General features: G+C 66.3%; 15 protein-coding genes. 2 read left to right on the top strand and 13 right to left on the bottom strand.

Going from position 1 to position 19,676, the window contains the following annotated elements; translation table 11 throughout:
• Nucleotides 1–86: 86 nt before the first annotated feature.
• Nucleotides 87–1,772: a sigma-70 family RNA polymerase sigma factor gene (locus KF688_08325; protein ID MBX3425669.1), complete on the top strand. Its 1,686-nt coding sequence runs from the start codon at nucleotides 87–89 to the stop codon at nucleotides 1,770–1,772.
• 31 nt (nucleotides 1,773–1,803) lie between these two features.
• Here the strand turns inward: KF688_08325 and pepF are convergent, their stop codons facing one another.
• From pepF to KF688_08355, 6 genes are all read right to left on the bottom strand, one after another.
• Nucleotides 1,804–3,594 (bottom strand): oligoendopeptidase F, encoded by a 1,791-nt coding sequence (pepF, locus tag KF688_08330; protein MBX3425670.1) that lies wholly within the window; start codon nucleotides 3,592–3,594, stop codon nucleotides 1,804–1,806.
• Between the two features lie 164 nt (nucleotides 3,595–3,758).
• Entirely contained in the window at nucleotides 3,759–4,745 is a 987-nt protein-coding gene (locus tag KF688_08335; protein MBX3425671.1) for a ketoacyl-ACP synthase III, read from the bottom strand.
• 211 nt (nucleotides 4,746–4,956) lie between these two features.
• Nucleotides 4,957–5,637, bottom strand: coding sequence for a hypothetical protein (locus KF688_08340; protein ID MBX3425672.1), 681 nt, complete (start codon nucleotides 5,635–5,637; stop codon nucleotides 4,957–4,959).
• 71 nt (nucleotides 5,638–5,708) lie between these two features.
• Nucleotides 5,709–6,266, bottom strand: coding sequence for an orotate phosphoribosyltransferase (gene pyrE, locus KF688_08345; protein ID MBX3425673.1), 558 nt, complete (start codon nucleotides 6,264–6,266; stop codon nucleotides 5,709–5,711).
• Nucleotides 6,267–6,400: 134 nt separating this feature from the next.
• Nucleotides 6,401–7,870 carry a LysM peptidoglycan-binding domain-containing protein gene (locus KF688_08350; GenBank protein ID MBX3425674.1) on the bottom strand — a complete coding sequence of 490 codons (1,470 nt, stop codon included), beginning with the start codon at nucleotides 7,868–7,870 and terminating at the stop codon, nucleotides 6,401–6,403.
• A 394-nt stretch (nucleotides 7,871–8,264) separates the two neighbouring features.
• Nucleotides 8,265–8,930: an endonuclease III domain-containing protein gene (locus tag KF688_08355; GenBank protein MBX3425675.1), complete on the bottom strand. Its 666-nt coding sequence runs from the start codon at nucleotides 8,928–8,930 to the stop codon at nucleotides 8,265–8,267.
• A 273-nt stretch (nucleotides 8,931–9,203) separates the two neighbouring features.
• On the opposite strand from KF688_08355, the gene KF688_08360 reads away from it, so the two are divergent.
• Entirely contained in the window at nucleotides 9,204–9,746 is a 543-nt protein-coding gene (locus KF688_08360; protein ID MBX3425676.1) for a DUF2617 family protein, read from the top strand.
• Nucleotides 9,747–9,817: 71 nt separating this feature from the next.
• Here the strand turns inward: KF688_08360 and KF688_08365 are convergent, their stop codons facing one another.
• The 7 genes from KF688_08365 to KF688_08395 all read right to left on the bottom strand — a co-directional run bounded on the left by KF688_08365 (nucleotide 9,818) and on the right by KF688_08395 (nucleotide 19,621).
• The gene (locus KF688_08365) at nucleotides 9,818–10,639 is read right to left on the bottom strand and encodes an alpha/beta fold hydrolase (GenBank protein ID MBX3425677.1); all 822 of its coding nucleotides are present in this window, start codon (nucleotides 10,637–10,639) and stop codon (nucleotides 9,818–9,820) included.
• Between the two features lie 105 nt (nucleotides 10,640–10,744).
• Nucleotides 10,745–12,790 carry a hypothetical protein gene (locus tag KF688_08370; GenBank protein MBX3425678.1) on the bottom strand — a complete coding sequence of 682 codons (2,046 nt, stop codon included), beginning with the start codon at nucleotides 12,788–12,790 and terminating at the stop codon, nucleotides 10,745–10,747.
• Between the two features lie 77 nt (nucleotides 12,791–12,867).
• Nucleotides 12,868–13,317 (bottom strand): response regulator, encoded by a 450-nt coding sequence (locus tag KF688_08375; protein MBX3425679.1) that lies wholly within the window; start codon nucleotides 13,315–13,317, stop codon nucleotides 12,868–12,870.
• A 181-nt stretch (nucleotides 13,318–13,498) separates the two neighbouring features.
• Nucleotides 13,499–14,761 (bottom strand): serine hydroxymethyltransferase, encoded by a 1,263-nt coding sequence (locus tag KF688_08380; GenBank protein MBX3425680.1) that lies wholly within the window; start codon nucleotides 14,759–14,761, stop codon nucleotides 13,499–13,501.
• Nucleotides 14,762–14,873: 112 nt separating this feature from the next.
• Nucleotides 14,874–16,187 carry a hypothetical protein gene (locus KF688_08385; GenBank protein ID MBX3425681.1) on the bottom strand — a complete coding sequence of 438 codons (1,314 nt, stop codon included), beginning with the start codon at nucleotides 16,185–16,187 and terminating at the stop codon, nucleotides 14,874–14,876.
• A gap of 116 nt (nucleotides 16,188–16,303) precedes the next feature.
• Nucleotides 16,304–18,550 carry a biotin/lipoyl-binding protein gene (locus KF688_08390; GenBank protein MBX3425682.1) on the bottom strand — a complete coding sequence of 749 codons (2,247 nt, stop codon included), beginning with the start codon at nucleotides 18,548–18,550 and terminating at the stop codon, nucleotides 16,304–16,306.
• Between the two features lie 153 nt (nucleotides 18,551–18,703).
• Nucleotides 18,704–19,621, bottom strand: a complete 918-nt coding sequence (locus KF688_08395; GenBank protein ID MBX3425683.1) for an HlyD family efflux transporter periplasmic adaptor subunit — start codon at nucleotides 19,619–19,621, stop codon at nucleotides 18,704–18,706.
• Nucleotides 19,622–19,676: the final 55 nt, after the last annotated feature.

The following is a 19,676-nucleotide window of genomic DNA, read 5'->3' on the forward strand; positions in this document are numbered from 1 at the left end:
AGCGATCGAGAATTCTCTCCAGCTCCACGATTTCGACGGAATTCGCGGCGGGATTGTCCGCGAGCCTGCATTCCTCCCGTAGAACGATGCACGTCCCCCCAGCCAGCCCTGCAGACTCCGTGGCGCCGACCGCCGAGGTAACGGCGACCGACGACGTGCTCCTGCAAAGGTTCGCCCAAACTCACGACGAGTCGGCGTTCGCCGAGCTTGTCCGCCGGCACGGCAGCCTCGTGATGGGGACGTGCATGCGGACGTTAGATCGTTTGCACGAGGCCGAGGACGCATTTCAGGCCACGTTCATGGTGCTTGCCCGGAAAGCGGTCGGCGTGCGCGTGGCTCAATCGCTCGCGCCGTGGCTGTATTCGACGGCTCGCCGAATCGCAGTCCGGGCGGCGCAACAACGACAGCGTCGTTTGGAGACGATGATGCCCGCGGATTTCGTCGACCGCAGCGACCCGTTGGCCGAGATGGAGGCCAAGCATCGTTTGCACGTGCTGGAGGAGGAACTCGATCGACTCCCCGCAAAGCTCCGCGATCCGCTCGTATTGCACTACTTGAGCGGCAAAACCAACGGTGAAGTTGCGAAAGCCTTGGGAATCACAATCCGTGCGGTCGAAGGTCGGCAGCGCCGCGGCAAAGCCGCCCTGCGCAACCATTTGGCGCTGCGTCGAATTAGCCTGCCGTTGGCGGTCGCAGCGCTGACGGCGGCCCAACAGACGATTGCGGTCGCCGTCGATCCTCGATTGGTTCAGTCGACGGTCGCCGCCAGTTTGTCATTCGCCGCGGGTGAAGCGTCGACAACCTGCTCTCCGGAACTGCATGCATTAGCACAGAAAGAGGTGATTCTCATGAACGCTTCCATGCCCTCGACCGTTATTGCGTTGGCCGCCGTCGTTTTGTTGGGAGGAGTCGCGACGATCGCCAGTCAGGCGGGGACCGCTGAGTCCGCTTCGTCGGGCGCGGCGCTCGATTTGGGCGCCGACGTTGTCGTCGCAGAGGGGACGGCGGTCCCGGCCGAAGTCGCCGTATCGCCGGCAAGCGATTCGGAGGTCGTTCCTGCGTCTGCAGGGGGCGAGAATCCGTTTGCCGCGAGAGTCGCGGCAAACCCGACAAGAACAGACGCATCTGCCGATCCGCAAAGCGCCACAGGCAAAAGACCGGAGGAGCGCTTGTCCTTGTCGTGGACTTACGATCGTCCCTCGCTGTCGAGGAAGCGACTTACGCAACGAGAACTCGAAATTCGCACTGCGCTGAATACGCCGATCTCGCAGATTCAGTATGCCGAGACGCCGTTGAATCGGGTGATCGAGCAAGTCGCCGACGAGGTCGGCGTCGCCATCATTTTTGATCGTCATGCGCTCGAAGACGAAGCGTTGTCGCCGGAGATCGAGGTCTCGGTCGATCTGCCGCAGATGCAGTTTCGCTCGGCGATCAACTTGATTTTGCGCGAGGCGACTCGCGACCTGACCTACGTCGTCGAGAACGAAGTCTTGGTGATCACGACTCGTCGTCGCGCCGACGCGCTTCTGGAAACAGAAATTTACGACGTTCTGCCAGTCTGCGAGGGGGGGGCGATCAGTCTCGCTGATCTGCGAGACGTCGTTCTGAAAGGCACGGACGCCGATTCGTGGCAGGAAAACGGGACGGGCGAGGGAACAATTTCAGTCGTCGACGGCGCCTCGCTCATGATTCGCCAGACGCAGGCCGTGCACGCAGAGATCGCCGACTTGTTCGAGCAAATGCTCCGACTCGTCAACTCGCGGAATCAGTAACGGGCGGCGACGGCCGATCGAGTCGCCTTGCCTACAGCAGTTCGTCCAACTCCGTCACCAGCGCCTCGAAGCGGTCGAGCGCCGTGCGCACGGGGGTGGGTTCAGCCATGTCGACGCCGGCGTCGCGCAACAAGTCCAAGGGGTCCTTCGAGCAGCCCCCCTTGAGGAACGACAGGTAATCGTTCAGCTCGCCGCGGCCGCCGCCGAGGACGCGCTCGCTGAGCGCAATCGCCGCCGACAATCCCGTGGCGTACTTGTACACGTAGAACGCCCGGTAGAAGTGGGGGATGCGGAAACACTCCAGCTTCAGTTGGTCGTCGATCGCAAAGTCGGGGCCGAAGTAGTCGGCCAGCAGCTTGCCGTAGACGTCTTTGAACGACTCGACGGTCAGCGGTTCGCCCGCTTCGCACAATTCGTGGGCGATTTTCTCGAACTCGGCGAACATCGTCTGGCGAATGATCGTGCCGCGGATCGCGTCGATGTCGCGGTTGACGAGATAGGCCCGCTCGGCGTCGCTCTTGGCGTGCGCCATCAGATGCCGGCTGAGCAGTTGCTCGTTGAACGTGCTGGCCACTTCGGCGACGAAGATGACGTAGTTGTAGTAAAGGAACGGCTGATGCTTGCTGCTGTAGTAGCTGTGCATCGAGTGCCCCGCCTCGTGCGTGAGCGTGAACACGTGGTCGAGCACGCTCGCTTGGTAGTTCATGAGGATGTACGGCGCGGCGTCGAACGTGCCGCAACTGAAGGCGCCGCTTTGCTTGCCGCGGTTGGGGTAGCGGTCGCACCAGCGGGCCTCGCCCAGCCCCTCGGCCAGCACCCCGCAGTACTCGCTTCCGAGCGGTTCGAGCGACCGCAGCACGACGTCGCAGGCCTGCTTCCAGGTGCGCTTCTGGTCGAGATCGGCCAGGATTGGCGCGTAGGTGTCGTAATGATGAATCTCGCGCAGCTTCATCTTCCGCCGACGCAGATCGAAGTACCGATAGAGGACCGGCAGCCGCTCGCGCACGGCGGAGATGAGATTGTCGTACACCGCCGCGGGAACGTTGTCGGGGAACAGCGCCGCGGCCCGGGCGCTTTCGTATCCGCGCGCTTTCGCGTAATACGCATCCCGCTGAATCGAACCGGACAACGTCGCGGCCAACGTGTTCTCGTGCGCGGCGAACACCTCGTAGTACTGGTGAAACGCCTTTTGCCGGACGCTGCGCTTGGGGGCGTGCAGCAGAGCCGAGAACGACGAGTGGGACAGCTCGACTGTCTCGCCCGCTTCGTTCTTGATCGTGCCGAATTTCAGGTCGGCGTCGGTGAGTTGCCGAAACGCGCGGTTCGCCGCGTCGGCCATCTCGCTCTGCATGGCCAGCAACCGTTCCTCGGCGTCTGACAGCGTGTGGGGCCGATAACGGTCGAGCCGCTCCAAGAGCAGCCGGTAGTGCGCCAGCTCCTTGGACGCGAGATACTCGGCGAACCGCTTTTTGGAGATCGCCATGATCTCGGGTCGAATGTAGCTGGCCGCCTGACTCGCTTCGCTGGCCGTGAACTGGTATCGCCCGACCATCCGCTGATAGACGCTGTCAGCCTGATCCTCAGTCGTCTTGAGAAACGCGTACGTGCCGATCCGCTCCCCCTCGCGATCGAACTTCTCGTCGAACGCCAGGCAGGCCGCCAGTTGTTTAGGCCCGTCGGCCAGCGTCCCGCGGAACGCGGCGAACTTGGGGATCTGCTTCTTCCACTTCTCGAACGCCGTTTCCCACGTCTCGTCGGAGGGGAACAGCGACGCGAGATTCCAGGAGTCGGCTTCCTTCACGGCAGACCGGGCCGGAAGCATTTGAGCCTGGGGCTTGGTGCGAGCAGGGGTTTTCGTGGCGGACATGGGGGAAGGGATTCGTAGTTAGTGACTAGTGATTGACGACCGGCGATTGGGGGAAGGCGACAGCGAAAGGGGGATGGCGTTTGGCGCTGGTTCCGATCGCCAATCGCCCGCGCAGCGCCCTACCATCGCCACGCCAGCGTGCCCCAGGCCAGGCCGGCGCCGAAGCCGCACATGACGACGTGGTCGCCCGACTTGATCCCGCCCGCGCGGACCGTTTCGTCGAGCGCGATCGGAATGCTCGCCGCCGAGGTGTTTCCGTAGCGGTCCATGTGCATGACGACTCGTTCGCGGCCGATTCCCAGTGCGTCGACCGCCGCTTCCAGGATGCGCACGTTCGCTTGGTGGAACAGCCAGCAATCGATCTGCTCGGGCGTCAGCCCGGCGTGGTCGAGCACCTGCAACACGTTCTCGTGAACCAGCCGCACGGCCCACTTGAACACGGGGCGACCTTGCATCTGCATGTACCAGCGGCGATCGAGCCGGCCGTCGGGGTAGACCTCGGGATGTTCCGTGCCGCCCACCGGGCGGGTCAGCGATTCGATCCCTCCGCCGTCGGCGCCGATCGTGTACGCCAACGGCCCTTGTTCGTCGCTGCCGGCGGTCAGCAGCACCGCCCCGGCGCCGTCGCCGAACAGCGGGTAGGTGGTTTTGTCGTCGGGGTCGAGAATCCGCGAGTTCGTGTCGGCGCCGATCACCAAGGCACGGCGACTGCACCCCGTGGCGACGAACTGCATCCCTGCGGCCAGAGCGTAGGTGAACCCGGCGCACGCGGCAGCGACGTCAAACGCGCCGCAATTGAGCCCCAACGCATGCTGCACTTTCGTGGCGGTCGCCGGCATCAGCCGATCGGGCGTGAACGTCCCCAGCACGAGCAGGTCGACGTCCTTGGCCGGGACGTCGGCGGCGACCAAGCAACGACGAGCCGCCTCGATCGCCATGTCGCTGGTGGCCATGCCGGGGGGGGCGTGCCGGCGTTCGCGAATCCCAGTCCGCTGGACGATCCAGTCGGCGTCGCACCCCAGGCGCGCGAGGTCGTCGTTGGTGACGATCTGGTCGGGGACGAAGCTGCCGGTCCCGGCAATCTGCACCCCGGTCAGCCGCCGCAAGGGCGATCCGCCGACCGATCCGCTCGATTCGCTCATGGTGCAGAGCATCCTCGCGGCGACTGCGGCCGCGGCAAAATACCGTCGTTGGGGCAATTTCGAGAAGATAAAAGGGTACGCCTTGGCCCCCGAAATCGCAAGGCGAACCGCGGCGTCGCGACCTCGGTCGCGAAACGTTGTGAGCGGCGGGGCGTGGAAGATCGTGACAGGCGCGTTATGCAGCGCGCCCCTTGCGGCGGTAGAGAATCGCGTTGCCTGCCTTGCCCGCTTCTTCGACGGCGCCCGTTTCGCGCAGACAGTAGGCAATCCGCTGGGCGATCCACCGCGGCACGCCGAGCCCTTCCGCGAGATGCCCCGTGTGGAACGGCCGCGGCAGCCGCGGCGGGAGCAGCCTCATGAGGTCGCTCGCCTTGCGGAACTGGTGATGCGAGTCGACGGCAACGAGTCGCTGGTCCTCGATCTGGAACTCGGCCTCCGGGCGTCGTCGCCGACGTCGCTTGCCGCGTCCCGGGTAGCGCAGCTCCTCGACCTCGACCAGCACCACTTCCAGGGTGAGCCGCGGGTGGGGAAACACGCGCGTGAAGTAGACCAACTCGTCGAACAGGTCGAGCAGCGTGCCGCGCTTCGGGCTCTTGCGCCGGCTGGTCGGCTCGGCGCCAGGCGCGGGAAGCTTCACGAGCGTCTTGCGGGCGACGATCGGCTTGACGACCCGCACGCGGTGCGAGTCCAGCAGCCGGCGGATCTTGTCGCGAATCGCCGCCAGCGACCCATGCTGCACCTCGATCAATTCTTTCCCGCGCACCGCGTCGATGCGGTAATCCCCCAACACCACCTCGTGCAACGTCGCATCGGCCACATAGAGGGCTTTGAGTTGGCGATGGAGCGAGGTTTCCATGGGGAGCGAGGAAGCAGAGGGAAGGGACAAGGCGGAGCGGGGAAGCGAACGCAGGTTGATCCGGTCGCCAATCACCCCTCCGGCCGCGCAATGCCGAAGTCCTCGATCGTCACGAGCGTCGTCAGTTCGTAGCCGCGCGCCGCGAACGCTTCGCGGCCTCCTTCGAGGCGATCGACGATCGCCAACACGCGGCGAACCTTGAGCCCGACCGCTTCGCAGCGCTCGATTGCCAGCAGCGACGATCCCCCCGTCGTGACGACGTCTTCGACGATCGCCACCTCCTCGCCGGCGACGAACGGGCCTTCGACGAACTTGCCGGTGCCGTGCTGCTTGGCTTCCTTGCGGACCATGACGCCGCGGAGCGGTTTTCCCTCGACGCCGGCCAGGGTGAGAATCGCGGCGGTGATCGGGTCGGCGCCGATCGCCATGCCGCCGACGAGCGGCGGGAGATCGTCCCCCATCAGCTCGAGCATTCCCGCGCCGATGAGCCGGGCGCCTTGCGAGTCGAGGGTCACGCTGCGGCAATCGAGGTAATAGCTGGCTTTTTTCCCTGAAGCGAGCGTGAAGTCGCCGAATTTCAGGGCTCGCTCGCGGATGAGGTCGATCAGTTGCTGGCGATCGTACGACACGGCAGTCTCGCTTCGTCCCGGTGAACGGCGGCGCGACCTCGCGCGAGGCCGCTCTCGTCGGCGTGTATAACCCACGTGACGCCGATCGTCGACGACCCCGGGGCCGAATCTCGACCGGGAGCCGGCTCGGAGCGCTACCGTCGGATCGTGATCCGCGAGCCGACCGAGAGGATGTCGAACACGTCTTCGATGTCGGGCGAATCGAGGCGGATCACCCGGCCCGCCGGCTCGGGGGAAGCTGCGTCGGGGACGCCGGGGCCGCGCAGCACCGCCACCTGGCCGCTCAGCGCCGTCGGGTTCTGCAGCATCACCGACCGGTCGACGCCGTCCGCGGGCGGATGGGGCACGTTGGGCGCGGCCGACGCGGGCGCGAGCGGCTTGTCGACCACCTCCCACTGTCCGTCTTCCACAGTCAGCGCCGGGTCGATGTTCACCCGGAACCGACCGGCATAGCGGCGATCGAGCATGAGCGTCAGTTCCCGGTCGCTCAGATCGATGAGCGCCGAAAACGGCCCACGGACGACCTTCAGTTCTTGCCCGGGCGCGAGCGGCTGTCCGGGGGCGACGCCGTTGATCTTGCCCAACAATTGCGGCGAGACGTCGTACTTGGCCGCGATCCCGTCGATCGTCTCGCCCGCTTGGACCAAGTAGGGAGGCTCAAGCCGATGCTCGGTCGAGTAGATGACGCTGCCGGCAAGCTGGCTCAGCAGGCCCTCCACTTCGGCGGATTCGTCGCGGGTGAGCGAGGGATCGCCCTGCCAGTCGCTGAGCATCTGCAACGCCTGGGCGAGCTCGCCCCGATCGAGAGCCGATTGAATCGACCGCCGCGATTGGGCGTACAGAGAACCGGTCGACGAAGCCGGCGTGTCAACCGGGGCGGGAGCTGAAGCTACGGCAGCGTCAGCGTACCGACCAAGATCGCCAGCCGGGGGCGTGGCTTCAGGCGCCTCGGTCGCGACGTCGCTCCACGGGGCGGCGGCATCCGTCGTCGCGGTTGAGACCTCGGCTGTCGGGGAAGCCGAAGAAGCCGAGTCGCCCGGCGTCGAATAACCCTGCGTCGGGTCATCTTGCGCCAGCGGAGGGGCGCCGTAACGGTCGCCGCTCATCACGGCTGCTGCAGCGCCAGCGCCAGCGAGCGTTCCCGCCGCGGCTGCCACGGCCGGTGCGGCCGAGGCGCTGGTTTGTTCCTGCGGGATCTCCGGCATCGCGGGCTGCGTCGCAGGCGCTGCAGGCTCGGCGCCGGGCGTCGTTGACGGAGCCGCTGCAACGAACGGCGGAGGCCCGTCCGTACTCGCGGCAGCCGTGTCGTTCGTGAACGGCGGCGGAGTCGTCGCTGTGCCGCCGTCCCAGGCCGGGGGTGCAGAACTCGGTTCGCTGGGGACGAACGCCGGGGGAACTCCGCCGGAACCCGCGGCCAGCGGCGCGGTTCCTTGCAACGGGGACCAAGCCGTCGGCTCGTCCATGCCGCTGTCCAGGCCGACGTTGAACTCGTATTCGCCGACGCCGTCCGGGATGACCGGCTCGGTCTCGGTGATTTTCACGTACAACACGAAACCCGCGACGGCCAACAACATGATCGTCGCGAGGGGTCGAATCGAACTCACGGCTCGTCCTCCATGACAAGCGGGGGGTGGCGCCAAAACAGCGGCGAATTCACGGTGCGCACGCGCGCCGGCAATCCTAGCGCCGCGGATCGTAGGAGAAGCCGGGGAATCGCACCACGGCAGTTCCCGCGCCGAAGACGATGGTGCTAGCAGCGGAGGGGAGGGCGGGACCATCGTGAGCCCGCGCTGCGATATTTGAAGCATGAAGCTCGAAAGTCGCGACAAATCCGAAAACCGGCTATCGAAGGATTCAAACTGCCGGAGGTCGTTGCCGGCTTGGTTGGGGGATTGGCATATTGGATTCGGGATGTGCTTCGACTTTCGTGCTTCGTATGCCGTCTTTGTTCGTCCCCTTCCGTCCGGTTGTCCCGAGGTCCCGTCGTCCCTGCCTTCGTCACCACGGCTCGGCGATTCCCCCGGGGGGAAGCAGCCCGCAGAGGGGGCAGTCGGCGCACTTCGGTTGCGGTTTGCACCACCGTTTGCCGACTTCCACGATCAGGGCATGCAGTTCGTTGTAAGTCGCCGGGTCGACGGGCAATTCGTCGACGAGCCGTTCCTGCAGACGGCTGTAATCCGCGTCGTAGTCGATCCACCCGTGTCGAGCCCAAATCCGCAGCGTGTAGGCGTCGACCGCCAGGGCCGGCATTTCCAGGGCGTAAAGCAGGATCGAGTCGGCCGTCTCGGGCCCGATGCCGTTGATCGCCAGCAGTTCCTCGCGCAGGCTCGTCATGTCGGTTTGCCGCAGGGCGTCGATCGAGCCGTCGTACTCTCGGACGAACCACCGCATGAGGTTGGCGAGCCGCTTGGCTTTGACGCGAAAGTAGCCCGCGGGGCGAATCAGCGCCTCGAGTTCCTCGGGCGGGAGTTCGACGAGGCGATGCGGATCGAGAGCCTCGGCGTCGCGCAGGTTGGCGATCGCCCGCTCGACGTTCGCCCACGCGGTGTTCTGCACGAGCACGGCGCCGACCATCACCTCGAGCGGCGAATTCGCCGGCCACCAATGTTGCGGCCCCAATGCCGCGAGCAGCGTTTGAAACACGTGCGAAGCGTCGATGCGCATCGGAAGGACTCGTACTGCTAGCGGCGGACGTCGTGCTGCGACGTACGACGCGAGGATTTGTCAAGCGAGAAGTGCGCGAATTCTCTGTGGAAGTTCCCGCCAAGAAACTTCCCTTTGAGACTCGCCGCGCGGAGAATTATAATCAAGTCGTCACAAGCGCCGATTCGTTCGTATGCGCTTGCGACGTCGCCCGCCTCCTTTCCGACTGCGACCGACGCCGAACGCTTGGCTTTGGGAGCGAGTCGGCTGAAGATACCAGCCATGAATCGTCCGATGCTGTCCGTTCGTCCGAAGATCGCGGAACTCGTCTACCAGTTCTACGGGCGGTCGCTCCACCCCGAGTTGTTCGACATTCAGCAAAGCCGTCGCGTGTCGCGCGGCGATTATGCGGCGACGATCCATATCACCAACTCGGGCCACGTGGTGACGTGGACCTACCAGGGGCTGGTGCTGACCGAGACGGCCGCAGCGGCGAACCAGCCGCTGCCGCAGCGGCGCCGGCTGATGGCCTATCGCCTGCAGGGGACCCGCTCCGACGCGATCGATTGCCGCGGCGGAGTGCGGTTCGAGATGAGCTACTCGCTGGAGCCGGCCGACAGAGAGAAGTTCGCCGCGTACGATCAGCAACTCACTCTTCCCGCGACCCGCGACGGGATGCTGCAACGGTTTGAGGCGAGCGGTCGGTTCGAACGGGGCGCCCTCAGCTATATCGCCGTCGATTGCCGCGACAAGGCGATGCGAATCCAAGCGTTCCACACCTTCCCCGACGACGCCGCGGTGCTGAAGATCCAAAGCGTCTATCGCGTGCCGAAGTAGGACAGGCTTTCAGCCTGTCGCCGCATGCCAGAGTCGGGGAACAAGGCCCTGCTGAAACGTCCGCGGGCAGGCTAGACGGCCCGCCCGACGAAGTCGAGCAGCGCCGCGTTGTACGCGGCGGGGTTTTCGAGCGGCGCCATGTGGCCGGCCATAGGGACCTCGACGAAGCGGCCCTGCGGCAATGCGGCGGCGAGTTCGCGCATCTCGGCCGGGGGGCTAATTGCGTCCTCGGCGCCGACGATTGCCAGCGCGGGGCAAACGATCTCGCCAAGTCGGTCGCGCACGTCGGGTCGCACGGCCATGCCGATCTGCGCAGCAGCGATCCCCGCGGGCGAAGCGCCCCGGATCATCGCCGTCACACGCGCAACCGCCGGCAGACCCGCGGCGAGCGTCGCCGGGGCGAGCAGCTTGGAAATCATCCCCTCGGCCGCCGCGGGACTGTTCTCGGCGAGAACCCGTTCGGCCATCGCTCGACGATTGGCCGCCGCCTCGGGAGGATCGGCCGCGGCGCGGGTGTCCGAGAGGACCAGCGCCCGCAGCCGCTCGGGGGTTTGCAGGGCGAATTGCCACGCCACGTAGCCCCCCATCGAGAAGCCCGCCAGCACGACCGGCGCGCGCACGCCGGCCGCGTCGAGCACGGCGACGAGATCCGCGGCGTACCGCTCCATGGGAACGCCGCTGCGAGCGTCGTCGGGGCCGATTCCCGATTGGCCGAACCCGCGCAAATCGGGCGCGATCACGCGATACGTTCCGGCGAGCGCCGCGACCTGCTCGTCCCACATCGAACGGTCGAGGGGAAAGCCGTGCACGAGCGTCACGACCGGCCCGGCGCCGATGTCGGCGTAGGCGAGTTCGACTCCGTCGGAGGTCGTCGCTTGGCAAGCGGCAGTCATGGTCGGCCTCTCACGTTTCAAGAGGATGGGAGTCGTTTCATGCATGCGGCGCGTGAATCGAACGGTCCGAGCGCAAGCAAGCGACGCCCGTCCCCTTTTCGCCCGTCATTGTCCGGCCCGTTTGGCCTTCTCTTGCCGGAAGAACTCGAGCTGCCGCTGCATGACGCGTACATGCGGGGAGAGTTCGCAAGCGCGGGATTGCGCCTCGAGCGCTTTGTCGAGATCGCCGACGGCGTAATAGCAGCGGCCGAGCGTGTCGAGAAAGCTCGGCTCGTCGGGCCGAGCCTTGAGCGAGTTCAGCGACAGTTCGAGCGCCTCCTCGTAGTTTCCCTCGGTGTTGCTCACCAGCCACGCGTACTGATTGCACAACTGCGCGTAGTAAAGCGGATTGTCGTCGACGTCCTTGACGTAGCTTCGCAGACGATTCGCCTCGCGTTCGATGTGATACTGCGTCGTGCGATGCGATTCGGCGTCGTCGTCGGTCAGGCGATAGAGGGCGATCAACACGTCGGGGTCGTGCTGGTTGCTGGCCAGCGCCAGTTTGAGATGGCTCCGCTGGGCCGCCCCGTCGCCGGCGGCCTCGGCTTGGCAGGCGGCGTACAGATACCGGCGGCCGGACAATCCGCTTAGATACTCGCGGGCCGAGCCGCTGCGAGAGCGCTCCTCGATCGCGGCGTTGACCGCCTTGCGCAAAGCGGCGTCGGTGCGGATCGCGTCGGTCACCTCGGCAAGCACCTCGGCGGCGCCGGCGTACTCCTCGCGATCGTGCAGCCACTGGGCCAGCGACTCGCGCGATTGAATCGCCACGAACGTCGCGACCGGATTGTCGTCGATGATCCGCCGGTACTCGCGCTCCGCCCAGGGGATGGCGCCCCATTCGGCCAGGGCGTCGGCCGCAGCCTTGCATTCTTCGAAGTTCGGATCAGGCCGCTGGTACGCCGCATTGGCCGCGGCGGTCGCCTCGGCCGCGCGGCCCAGCTGCCGCCAGCCCGTCGCGGCCAGATACTGGCACCCCCGTTCCGAGGCGGCCAGCTTGGTCCTGTCCGTCAGCAGCTTTGCGAGCGCGTCGTGGCAGCGATGGGCGAGACACCAGTCAATCGCCCAACACATGGCCGTCGCGCCGGGGGTCGCGCTCTCCTCGTAAAGGTACTGCGTGTAGATCAGCGTCGCGACGCCTGCGTCGAGCCGCGCCCCGGCGAGTTCGGCGAGTCCCCGGGCCCATATCTCGTCGTCGGGATTCTCGGCGTCGAAGTCGATCACGCGCCCCAGCGCCGCCGCCAGTTCGGTCGCGGTCCCCGTGGCGCGACACTGACCGAGGTGGTGCTTCACCAGCCGGAACGTCACGCGCGGGTCGATCCCCTCGGTTTCGACGCGAAGCTCGGCGAGTTCGGCGTCGATTGCCGCGTTGAGCGCAGCCAGAGCGGCTTGCGGATCGGTCAGGCTCGTCAGCCGGATGCGAATCCATTGAGCGGGAACCTGCTGTGCGTCGCCGAGCTCGCGCTCGATTGCCCGCGCGAGCGCCCCGCCGCGGGACAAATCGTGATCTGGGGCGCTGAGAATCGCCAGGGCCGCCGATTTGGCGACGCTCGGATAGCTGTCGAACCGCGCCATTCGGCACAACGGCCCGATCCCCTGTCCGTCCGGCAGCGCCGCCAGGTGGGCCAAGCAGGCGATCCGGCCCTGCTCGTTGAGCGTCTTGTATCGGGCGAGGATCTTTCGCGCCGGCAGCGGATCGTCGGGCCGGACCCAATCGATCTGCAGCCGCAATTCGATGTAGTGAATTCGCTCGCGGACTTCGAGGTCGGGATGCTCCTTGGCCGCGACGACAGCGTCGTAGACGTCCTGCCCCAAGCGAAGCAATTGTTCCTCGGCGCGGGCCCGCTCGGCGAAGCTGGAACTGCCCAGCTCTTCGATCAACTGCGGGACGTCGGCCAGCGTCGCCGCCGCGGGAGTCGCGCCGTGTTCGGCCGCATTGCGGGCAATTGGCGAAGCGGTCGTCAAGTCGGGCCGCGTCCCCTCCGCGCAGAGGGTCGCGTCGCCGGAGAGGATCGCCGCCGCCAGCGCCAGCCTGCGCATTCCGAGCGTGCATACGCCGACGACCGCCGCGCCGCGCGGACCGCCGCAGTCGAGGAGGCGTTGCTCGGCGCTCATGGGCGGTTACCTGGCGTCGGCTTCGAGGGGGGCGGCTGCGGCAGGGGATTGTGCGCCGGTCGACGGCCGACAGCGATTCAATTCGCGGCGCCGGCGCGTTCGTCCATGCTCTCGATGTAACGGCGCAGTCGCTCGCGTTCGTCGGTCACGTGCCGCAGCTTGAGCATGTTGTCGACCCGCTTGAGCAGCTCGAGCTTGTTGACCGGCTTGGAGATGAAGTCGTCGGTCCCCGCCTCGACGGCCCGTTCGATGTCGCCGTCCTCGTTGAGCGCGGTGACCATCAGAATCATCACGCCGCTGGTGGCGGGATCGCCCTTGAGACGCTCGCAGACCTCGAACCCGCTCAGTCGAGGCATCATCACGTCGAGCAGGATCAGGTGAGGTTGGAACGAGCCGAACTTGTCGAGCGTGTCTTGCCCGTCGACCGCGATTGCGACGTCGACGTCGCGATCGGCGAGAAACGCTTCGAGCAACTCGACGTTCTGTTCGTTGTCGTCAGCGATCAAAATCCGGTCCCGTTCGCTCATGACATCACCCAATTCTGGAAATGCGACCACCAAGGCACGACGGGCACGAAGCGATGCGGCGAAGCAACGACATGACTGCGAGTCGGCTGGACGAGCGGACCACGGCAGGTTCGGACACGCCGCGGTCCCGTCGTCCCGATGTTCCTTCAAATTCTTGGCGTCTTGGTCGCTGCCCTGTGAACTAAACTGCCGTGGCTTCCAGCGCCGCGGCGGGGACGGGAAAGTCGATGCACAACTCGCGAATTTGCCCGCGGATGCGCTCCAGAACCGCCGCGTCGTCGGCGTGGCGGAGCGCCTCGAGCATCCAGCCGCCGATCGTGCGCATCTGATCCTCGCCCATCCCGCGGGTCGTGAGCGCCGGCGTGCCGACGCGAATGCCCGAGGGATCCATCGGCTTGCGCTGATCGAAGGGGATCATATTCTTGTTGACCGTGATCCCCGCGGCGTCGAGAGCCTCCTCAGCCTTCTTGCCGCCGATGCCCAGCGACGTGACGTCGACCAGCATCAGGTGGTTTTCAGTTCCGCCGCTGACCAGGGACAACCCTCCCGCGGCCAGCGCCTCGGCCAGGGCGCTGGCGTTGTCGATCACTTGCCGGGCGTAGACGCGGAACTCGGGCTTGAGCGCCTCGCCGAAGCAAACCGCCTTGCCTGCGATCACGTGCATCAGCGGCCCCCCCTGGATGCCGGGGAACACGCGGCTGTTGATCGTCTTGCCGTATTCTTCCTTGGCCAGACACAAGCCGCCGCGCGGGCCGCGGAGCGTCTTGTGGGTGGTCGTCGTCACGAAGTCGGCGACCCCGACCGGATTGTCGTGCAACCCCGCCGCCACCAGCCCCGCATAGTGGGCCATGTCGACCATCAGCTTGGCGCCGACCTCGCGGGCGATCTCGGCGAACTTCGGGTGCGGGATCTCACGCGGATAAGCGCTCGCCCCCGCGACGATCATCTTCGGCTTGTGCTCGCGAGCCAGCCGGGCGACCTGATCGAAATCGATCCGGTGATCGTCAGGCCGCACGCCGTAGGAGATGAAGTTGTACAACATCCCCGAGATGTTTAGCTTCATCCCGTGGGTCAGGTGGCCCCCGTGGGCCAAGTCGAGCCCCAGGACCGTGTCTCCCGGCGCAAGCGCGGTCAGGTAGATCGCCGTGTTCGCTTGGGAGCCCGAGTGAGGCTGCACATTGGCGAACTCGGCGCCGAACAGCTCCTTCGCCCGATCGATGGCGATTTGCTCGACGACGTCGACGAACTCGCACCCGCCGTAGTACCGCCGGCCGGGGTATCCCTCGGCGTACTTGTTGGTCAGCACGCTGCCGACCGCCTGCATGACCGCGGGACTGGTGTAGTTTTCGCTGGCGATCATCTCCAGCCCGTCCTGCTGCCGGGTCGCCTCGTCGGCGATGGCGTTCCACACGGCAGGATCGGCGGCGGCAAGGAGGTTCGTCATCGGGGGGCAGGCGGGGGTGCGGGGAGACGGGCCGGCCTCGCCAAAATTGCAACTGGCGACGCCATCGGCAGTTAACGCGATCGGTGTATTCTCAAACCCGGCCCCGAGGAAGTCAATCGGCGATGACCGCCCGCAGGTCGCCCGAGTTGTCGCTGAGCGAGGCGGCGGAGTCGTTCACGCGGAGATAGAGGATCGCGTCGCGCCGGGGCGTGATGCGGGCGGCGAGGCCGACGGGGCAGGGGGCGGCGAAGTCGGGGTCGGGCGCCGCGTCGGGCCGGTCGGGGGGGGACGCGACCCTGTCGGCCGCGGTCGGCGTCATCGGGCGCAGCGCCGCGTGCAGTTCCCCCAGCGGTCGCCCCGCGTGCCAGCGGAGCGTCACTCCCCCCGGTTCGCAGGGCCACGGTCGACCGTCTTCGACGGCGATGACGTACCGTCCCTGCGCGGAAATCTGATACGTGCGCCCGGCCCGCAACACCGCGCCCGTCGATTGCCAGCCCCGATCGGCGCGAATCCGAACCTCGCGTTCGCCTGCGCCGACCTCGTTCGCCTCGCGATGCGTCATCGCCATGCGGGCGAAGTCATAGCCGTAGTCGATCGTCGCACAGTACGCTTGCCACTCGCACGCAAGGTCGCCCCAATCCGCGGCGAAAGTCTGCCGGACGCGATCGTTGAATTCGGGCTCGCTCGCTGCGGCCGCCAGAGTTCGGAACCGCGCACGGAACTGGGGGTGACCGTCCAGCAGCGCACAGAGCGCCCAGGTCCAGGCATAGGCGTCGTCGCTGATGGCGCGCGCCCCGTCCAGGGCGAGCACCGCCTCCAAGGACAGCGAGGCGCCCGCGGCCGCTGCGTCGCGCAATGTTCTCACCCGGCCCCACATCGGCACATCGTCCCGCTTCGCCGGAAACGCAGGGAGGCGCAGGCGGTCCTTGTCGGCGCTTGCCGCGGCGTTCCAGGTATGCGAGCCCAACAACTCGGCCATCCCCTCGGCGTACCACCCGGGTCCGGTTCCGCCGAGGAACTCGTACATGAAGGCATGCACCCCCTCGTGCAGCAACAGGTGGCGGCGGTAGTAGTCGCTTGGCTGCTCGACGAGCCACAGCTCGCGCCCCTGGGCGAAGCCGTTGGCGAACTCGGGGTTCCGCTCGGGCATCAGCCCCAACGCAGCGAAGGTTCCGCGGTCGTCGATCAGAAAGGCCTGCGCGTGCCAAGCGCCCACGCGCTCCGGCGCGACGCCGAAATGCTCCGCCCACAACGACACGGCCGCCGCGAACACAGCGGGGAGTTCGTCGATCGCGGGATTCGGCGGCAAGTCGGTCCACAGCCGCAACCGCTGCCCGGCGACGACGCGCATCCCTGCGGCCGCGGCTCGCGCAGGGGGAACTTCGCGCGGCGGCGGCGACTCGGCCTGAACCCTGGGGACAAACAAGCAGAAGGAACCGCAGAGGAACGCGGTGAGACGCAGATTTGCGCTGGGACGCCTTCGCGCTGCACGTTTCTCCGCGTTCATTTGCGGTTCACCGATTGGCACGGCAGGCACGGGCGTCAGATGTCGAAGTTGAACGTGCGACTCAGGTAACGCATGATCCGCGCGGCGAGCGTCCGGTGCGGGGTCGTGATTCGCGCCCGGCCGGTGAGCCCGTTGCGGAGCAGGCCCGAGGAGTTGTCGAGCGGGGCGGTCGCTTGGTAGCTGGTGGTCAACGGGCGGATGACCCCGTCGGGCTGCGGTTGGGCCGCGACGGGGCCCCCGGAGGTGCTCGCCAGTCGGGCCGGGACCGCTTCCATCGCATCGGTCGAGCGGTGGTCGATGGTCGAGTCGAATTCCTGCCAGCTCGCCTCTTCCAAGAGCAGTTGCACCCGCTGGCCTTCCTGCACGAGATCGACGTCGTTCTGATCGACCACCATCACTGCGTCCCAGGCCTCGGGGTCGATGATCTGACAGACCATGTTCCGCGGTCCGTCGGGCTGCATCAGGGCGCCCAGATTCTTGGGCTCCAGCGGGCTGCCCGACCACTCGGGGAGCTCGACCTCGGGATCGGCGTGATGCGCGGGCGCCGGGGGCGGGGCGATCACCGTGCCGGCGATCGGCGCCTTCACTTCCAATTGAGCCAGCTCGGTTCGCTTTTGGGCGAGCCGCTCCTCGGCCGCTTGCAAGAGTTCGCGGGCCGTATCGAGCCCCGCCGCCGCGTCGGGATTGCGCAGCCGCAGGCGTTCGAGGTTTTCGATCTCGGTCTTCGCCGCCGCTCGATCTCCTTCGAGACGGAGGATTTCGGCCTCGGTCGATTCATTGACCAGACGCACCAGCACCTGTCCCGCCTCGACCCGATCGCCGGGTTGCACGAGAACCTCGACCAACCGGCCAGGGGACTCGACGTAGACGCTGGCGGCCCCGCGGGGCTGGATTTCGAACGGGCAGTACACGTGCGACGGCAGCGGCACGAGCAGCACGGCCGCAACGATCCCAGCCAAGACCAGCAGCGTGAGGTACATCCGCAGCCGCTTCATCTTCGTCAGTCTCCCCGGCACTTTGAAAAACTTGTAGGCCTTCCAGGCTGGCGCTGCGAACAGGCCCCAGATCGACGCGAGCGCGATCGTCTGGCCGATGACTTTCAGACCGTACGGCTCGAACACCTTGTTGAGGAAGAACAGAATCGAAAACAGCACGACCCAGCGATACACGAACGAGGCGACTGTGTACAGCGCGAACAGCGATTGATGCCGCTTGGGCAGAAAGGGATCTTCCGCCTCCTCGAGCCCCAGGCACCACTTGGCCAGCTTGCGATTGAGGATCGTATTGGCCTTCTGCCGCAGGTTGGGGACCTCCATGAGGTCGCTGAGGATGTAGTACCCGTCGTATCGCAACAGGGGATTGGCGTTGAACAGGATCGTGCTCACCGAGCTGACGAACATAACGTTCAGGCAGGTGTAGTTGAGCCACCCCGGCTCGCTGAACCACCAGAGGAAGGTGGCGATCGAGGCGAGCACCACCTCGACGTACATCCCCGCGGCGCCGATCGCGGCCCGCTTCCATCGACTGGGGAGCATCCACGAGTCGCTTACGTTGCAGTACAAGCAGGGGGTGAGCACGAGAAACATGACCCCCATTTCGTGGCACTCGCCGCCGAAATGCTTGCACGACAACCCGTGGCCGAACTCGTGCAGAATCTTGGTGACCGCCAGCGTGGCCCCCAAGGCGAGCCAGTTCTGCGCGTCGAAGAACGAGTGGAAGGACGGCAGCCGCGAGCGGAACACGTCGAACTCGACCGTCACCAGAATCGCCGCGGCAAGCATTAACGACAGGTTGAAGACCGTCGCCGGTCCCGAGAAGAAGAACCGGCCGATCGGCCGCATCGCGTTCAGAATCTTCTCAGGGTCGAACCCGCGGAATCGGAACGCGAGAATGTTGCTGGCCGCGGCGAGCAGCTCCTTGCGTTTGCGTTCGTCGCGGCGCTCCTTGAGCTGATGTCCCTGGCCCGGCGAATTGGACAGCACCAACCCGCTGCGATGGAGCATGCCGATGAAGTTCTGCAACTCCTCGACGCGGATCGTCTGGGGCGGAAACTCGCGCTCGAACTGTTCGGCGATCTCGTCGAGGCTCGACTCGCCGTCGAGCATCTGCAGGATCGCGAACTCCTCCTCCTCGAACCGAAAGTACTGCAGCCCCACCGGATCTTTGACGACCCAGTAGACCCGGCCTTGGTAACGCTGCTTGCGAGCCTTGAGATCCGGCCGTACCCGGATCGCCAGCTTGCGCGACGAGCTGGAAACGATGCTGTCGGCAAGCGTGGGCATGGCGGAAGGCGAACGGCGATCGAGATTGAGGGACTCGCGCCCGCGCGCGATCCACGCACGTCAAGTTAGCGGTCGACGCCCGTCGACCCAAGCGAATTCCCGGTCACGCCTCGAGCGTGTCTTTCGCCGCGGCGGCACGAGCGAACCGGCTCACTACCGCGACAGTTTGCGGTCCAGGTGGATCGTCACCTCGACGGTCATCCCGGGGCGGAGGACCCAATCCCCCTCGATCTGGACGTTCTTCATCTCCGCCCGGACTTTGTAAGCGAACTCGGACGATCCGCCCTGCACCTCCTGGTCGACGAAGGCGATCTGTCCCTCGACCAAGGCGGTCCGCCCGCGGGCCAGGGTCGCCGTCGCCGTGACCGCGCACCCGTCAAGCTCCTGCGGATCGTGTTGCGAGGCGGGCACCACGAGGTTGACGTACAGGTCGTCGAGCCGAACGAGTTGAAGCACGGGATCGCCCGGGTTGGCCCACTCGGCCTCGTGGGCGTACAGGATTTGCACCTCGCCGTCGAAGGGGGCGCGGATCGTCCGCCGCTCGACCGCGACGTTCGCCGCTTCGAGTTCGGCCTCGTACGCGTCGGCGTCCATCCCGGCGAGCACGCGATCGTTTTGCGCCTTCTCGTATTGCAGCAAGGCCTTCTGCCACACGAGCTTCTTCTGCCGCAGTTGGATTTCGGGGACCGACTTGGGAACGGCTTTGTTCGCCTCGACGTCGCGGTCCCAGTCGGCCCGGGCGACGTCGCCGGCGGCGTCGGCGTAGCGCAGCTCGATGTCGTCTTCGGCCCGCTTGCGCGCCGCGTTGCGTTTCGACTCGGCCACCTTGCGTGCGGCTTGGGCTTGGCGATCGTCGATCTGGGCGAGCAATTCGCCTGCCTGGACGCGGCTCCCCTCGCGGACGGGCAGCAGACGGATCACCCCCGCTTCCTCCGCAGGGATCTTCACGGTCTGCACGAATTCGACCGTGCCGCTGGTGTGCACCTCGGCGGCGACGGAGCGCCTTGCGGCGAGACCGACCACGACCAGCGACGTCAACAGCAACGCACGACGACAGCAACGACGGACCATCACGATACCTCCGAAAGCGGCGCGGGCCGCGATTCATGCCAAACTGCAACGCGAA

This window comes from Pirellulales bacterium, from assembly GCA_019636345.1.
GTDB lineage: Bacteria > Planctomycetota > Planctomycetia > Pirellulales > Lacipirellulaceae.